Consider the following 4803-nt stretch of genomic DNA (forward strand, 5'->3'; position numbering starts at 1 on the left):
ATATAGCGGTTCTCAAGAAAGTGAGGTATGGGGGCGAGTCCTATGCCTATGCCCTATGCCCACGGAGGCCTATGCCCTATGCCCACGGAGGCCTATGCCCTATGCCCGCGAGAGCACCTCATGTTACTGAGAAAGGCTATATGGGGATTTACCGTTGGGTGGGGGCGGGTTTACTATATGGTCGATTATTGACAATTATGGTCTGTGAAACCCGCCCCTACGATCGTTCGGCGCTTAAAACCGCAACTACACTTGCCTTGCGTCCGCGCAACGCGAGACTTTAAAGAAAAGGAGATTTAAAACCGGATGTGATGTAAAAAAAGACGATCGCCCTGATTCATTCTTGCATTCTCAACCAGCTAAACACCTGTTCGGCGGTGATATTCAGGGGAATCTTTTCGGGCACGGGAACGACATCGCTACCTTCGCAGAATTGCGGTTGTTGGTTGGGCAAAAATGCTAAAATAGATCGATCGTCTGGATCGATCAGCCACCCCAACTGACAATTATGTTGAAGACAGTGAATAATTTTTCTAGTTACGCGATTTGAGCTTTGCTGTGGCGACAGGATTTCGATCGCCCAATACGGTGCAATTAGCACATCATCTACTGGTTCGCCACTGTCATCAAATTGAATCTGTTCCCACAATAGTACCGCAATATCTGGAACAATCGATCGACCGCCAAAGGTACACCGCAACTCTGGAAAAGCATAAGCTATCTTTGGAGTTTCCGTCACCTGATTAATTTCGTTGCAGGCTTTGGATTGCAATCGGCTGTGCTTTATATTCGGCAGCGGTTTTTGGATAATCTCCCCCTCAATGTATTCGCTGGCAGGTTTGGTTTCTGGCCGTTTCAGAAATTCTTCAAGGGTGAGGCGCCCAGTTGCGATAGTCATAAATAAATTCCTCAATTCTACCTATATTCAGTGTAATCCAAAAAATATTTGTTTTGCATAAAATTTGTGTTACCTCGCCTAATTTTTCGGAACAATCTGCTGCTTAAACTCAAACAAATTAGGATTTTGCGGGTCATAAAAAGCCCGCAACCAATGCACGTTTGGAGAACCAAAAGTTTCAACTCTAGTAAAATTTTTCATTCTCGGTAGTTGAGTCTCATCGGTAAAATGGGGTAAAGGTTTATCGATGCGGAAATAGTGAGTATCGCCGTGGACGAATACAACCTGCCCTGGGAAATTGCCTGTTTCTGTTTCCAGAGTAGCGATAAAATCGTTGTAGCCACTTCTTCTTTTGTCCGTCGGATCGAATTCAAATCCCGGATTAGCCTGTGCAACTAACATAATTCCTTTGCTATTGCTGCCTTTGGCTAAAGCAAAACATTCTTTGATCCAGGCTAAGTTAGCTGAATTGCGATCGGCATATTCTGCATCTCCTTCCGGAGTGCGGCCAAAATTGTTGTTGCTTCCCGGCATATTAATCGCGAAAAACACAACGCCATGATAAATCCAGCGAACATTTTCGCGGAATTTAGCAAACTGCGGGTTTTCGCTTTGACGGGTGAGAGTTAAGGTACGCTTTCCCAAACTTTGATTACCTTGGCTGAAGATTTCTCGCAGTTTAGCGAGTCTTTCTACTGGATCGTAACTGCCGTTATTTGAACGGTGGCAATCCGTCCATTCATTATCGCCATAAACAAGAATAAACGGCATTTCAAAATTGTCAAATAACTGCTTGCGGCTGACAAAAGTTGCATCATCGCAGACACTAGAACCGTTTTTAATGTCGCCGTCGTGGACTACAAACGCTGCGGGCGATCGATTGATATCTGCCATCAAACTCGGAAATTTTGCTTCCTGTTCGGCACTGTAGGGCAAATCGCCAATCAAAGCAAATTCAAAAGGTTTATCTGCCGAACTTTCAGCATAGCTCAAAGTACCTAAACCGATAACCGATGCAAAAATTATAAATCCAATAATCAAATATTTTTTAAACATTCCTTCTCCTGTAGCCAGCAAACCATCGATATCCTAACAAAACTTGCGAACATCTCTGTTTTCTTCTTTTCCTCTGTGTTCTCTGTGTTCTCTGTGGTTCACAAAAAAAAATCGGCCTAAATTGCGATTATTGATGATACCATAAACACGATAAATTACTATAGATAAATTATGAAATTTCCCCCGACGCTCTCGGTAATAGCTGCATTTTTAATGGCTAGCTGCAATATCCAACCCCAAAAAATCAACCAGCAAACTAACACGCAGCGTACTCAAAGTCGATCGCCAATTGCAGCCCCTGTTCCCGCCCAACCAAAGTCTGAGATTAAAGAAGCAAAACTAATTGCTGTCGGCGACATCATGATGCACAGTACCCAAACGCGATCGGGCTACGACGCAAAAAAGAAAACATACAATTTTGACAGTTTCTTCGCACCAGTTAAAAGTATCCTATCAACAGGCGATTGGGTAACGGGAAATCTCGAAACACCTTTAGCGGGCTCCGATGCGGGCGGATATACGGGATATCCCTTATTTAACGCACCGGCTCAATTAGCGGATGCGGCTAAAAAAGCCGGATTTAATATCTTGACAACCGCGAACAATCATGCTTTAGATCGTGGAGAAAAAGGGGTAATTAGGACGATCGCCAATCTGAGCGATCGGCAAATTGCGTACACAGGAACAGCCGAATCGAAAGCTGCGGGCGATCGTACTTTAATCAGCACCAAAAACAACATTTCACTAGCCATGCTAGCCTACACCTACGGCACAAACGGCATTCCCATACCCAAAGGCAAAGATTACTTAGTTTCCCTAATAGACGAAAAAAAGATAGTCAAAGACATTGCCAAAGTCCGCAAACAAGGAGCAGATATTATCGCAATTTCCCTGCATTTTGGCAATGAATATCAGCGACAGCCAAACAGCGAACAAAAACAATTAGTGGAAAACCTATTAAAAGCCGGTGCAGACATCATTCTGGGCAGCCATCCCCACGTCGTCCAACCTTACAAAATTTTTAAGTTCCCCGGCAAAAATGGGAAAACCCGCAAAGCTGTAGCAATTTATTCAATGGGAAACTTCATTTCCGGTCAGAATAAAAATTATACAGACTTAGGCGTAATTTTGCAAGTAAATATTCGCAAAACCTTTCCCGAAAAAACTACAGAAATTACCAGCATCAAAACCATTCCGACTTGGGTACACCGCTATACTCAGAACAATAAAACGAACTATCGCGTTTTGCCCTTACAAACAACTGTCAGCCAGAAAAAAGATGCACTGCTAGCAACTTCACAGTATCCTGTTTTATCAAAAAATTTGCAGGATATGAACAATCATCTTAACTCTTTGAATAGTCCGAAAAAATCAAAGTAATTGGGCATGGGGAATTGGGCATTGGGCATTGGTGATGGGAATTGGAGGCAGAGCAGATTGATTTGTATCCCCAGGCAGTGCCCATTGCTAAGGTAACAGCTTAAGCTAGGGAAGCATTTGTCAATCAGCAATTATGCTCAAAATCTACTCAAGTTTTTGGTAGAAAACTTAGATTTGGACGATCGAACAATCATGCCGAATCTTCAGCAAATAAATTTACCCAAGCTTGGATATCCTTTCCAATCAGTACGAAATGGGCAGCAGAATAGCGCGTCATATCAACTCCGCTAGCATTGAATTGTAAAACCGAATCAAGAGTCAATACTCAACTATCATTCAGTTTTTCGACTGACAGTCAACAGTCAACAGCCAACAGTCAACAGTCAACAGTCAACAATAATTCCGGTGCAACCGGAATTGAGCTCAATTGACCCCTGGTAAGCTTTGGAAGCAATCATGTATCCAACGGCAAAGGGTGTAGTGGAGTAGAGCGACTTTTCTGTTTGTGATTATATTCTTCCGATACCCCACGATAATCTGATGCTTCATATCTGCCGAATATCTCAGCGAAAATGTTAGGCAATTTTCGATAAGGAGAAACACCCATATCTTTAAGCAGGATGTCAATATATTGTTGGAAGCGAGCGTTGCTCCCACAGGACCGCGAAGGTTCAAATGCAATATTTGCGCGTTTCCACTGGCGGATATATTCAATACTTTTTTCCATATTCTCGGTGGAAGGTAACTCAAGTTCACCACGCAAGTAAGCACACAGCCATTGTGCGGCGACCTCGACACCTGCCACGTGCATAAATCCATGATTGAATCCGGCAAAGGCAATGCCAGGAATGCGAGGATGAAGCAAGTGGCGATATAACTGCACGCCATCGGGTTCGGTTTCCAACATTTTTCGATATTTATCAGGCAAAAATGGAAAAATCGGCGTTTGCGAACCCAAAGATAGAACGACTAAATCGCAGGGAATTTCGCAACCATTTTTCAACTTTACTGCTTCTGGCGAAAAACCCGATAATTCTGCACAGTGGGGCAAGATTTTTCCTTCTGCAATAAACGGATAGTAATCCTCAGGCGCAACCGGTGTGGCTGAACGTAAATCATGCAATAGTTTTTAGTCTGGTTGTACAAGTTTGATGCGATCCTGGGCGGCTTGGCTTTTTCCAGAAACATTTCGCTGAACTTGAAAGCGGAAGACGGATGCAACCAAATCCCAATAACGTGAAACAAGGAAGGCAAGGCGATTGTGCAGGAAACGTTCAATGGCGGTTGGATGTGCCCAACTTGTCATCATCACTGTCCCAAAACGGCTGTATAGAACCCATTTGACATCTAAGAAGAGGGTGCAAGCCTTCTAATCATCAGCCTAATAAAACAAAGGTTGAGCTTGGCAGTCGCCGCTGTCAAACTTCTCTCAAAGTTCTTCACCAAAATTTTACATCTTTCCATCCAAG

The 4803-nt window shown here is 43.4% G+C and carries 4 protein-coding genes; 1 reads left to right on the forward strand and 3 read right to left on the reverse strand.

What is annotated here, in order from left to right:
• Positions 1 to 337: 337 nt before the first annotated feature.
• Both ACUVJL_RS39540 and ACUVJL_RS39545 read right to left on the reverse strand, forming a co-directional pair.
• Positions 338 to 898 carry a Uma2 family endonuclease gene (locus ACUVJL_RS39540; protein WP_445250811.1) on the reverse strand — a complete coding sequence of 187 codons (561 nt, stop codon included), beginning with the start codon at positions 896 to 898 and terminating at the stop codon, positions 338 to 340.
• Positions 899 to 976: 78 nt separating this feature from the next.
• A complete protein-coding gene (locus ACUVJL_RS39545; protein WP_445250812.1) occupies positions 977 to 1954 on the reverse strand; it encodes a hypothetical protein in 978 nt (325 codons plus the stop codon).
• Positions 1955 to 2125: 171 nt separating this feature from the next.
• On the opposite strand from ACUVJL_RS39545, the gene ACUVJL_RS39550 reads away from it, so the two are divergent.
• Positions 2126 to 3334, forward strand: a complete 1209-nt coding sequence (locus ACUVJL_RS39550) for a CapA family protein (protein WP_445250813.1) — start codon at positions 2126 to 2128, stop codon at positions 3332 to 3334.
• 454 nt (positions 3335 to 3788) lie between these two features.
• On the opposite strand, the gene ACUVJL_RS39555 is transcribed toward ACUVJL_RS39550, so the two are convergent.
• On the reverse strand, positions 3789 to 4457 hold the full coding sequence (locus tag ACUVJL_RS39555) for a hypothetical protein (protein ID WP_445250814.1): 669 nt from the start codon (positions 4455 to 4457) through the stop codon (positions 3789 to 3791).
• Positions 4458 to 4803: the final 346 nt, after the last annotated feature.

Origin of the sequence: Microcoleus sp. OTE_8_concoct_300, from assembly GCF_031383065.1 — a bacterium.
Taxonomy (GTDB): Bacteria; Cyanobacteriota; Cyanobacteriia; order Cyanobacteriales; family Microcoleaceae; genus Microcoleus.

What these genes read in the sequence shown, in the direction of transcription:
- ACUVJL_RS39540 (WP_445250811.1), bottom strand. Translation starts at nt 898, where the DNA reads ATGACTATCGCAACTGGGCGCCTCACCCTTGAAGAATTTCTGAAACGG.
- ACUVJL_RS39545 (WP_445250812.1), bottom strand. Translation starts at nt 1,954, where the DNA reads ATGTTTAAAAAATATTTGATTATTGGATTTATAATTTTTGCATCGGTT.
- ACUVJL_RS39550 (WP_445250813.1), top strand. Translation starts at nt 2,126, where the DNA reads ATGAAATTTCCCCCGACGCTCTCGGTAATAGCTGCATTTTTAATGGCT.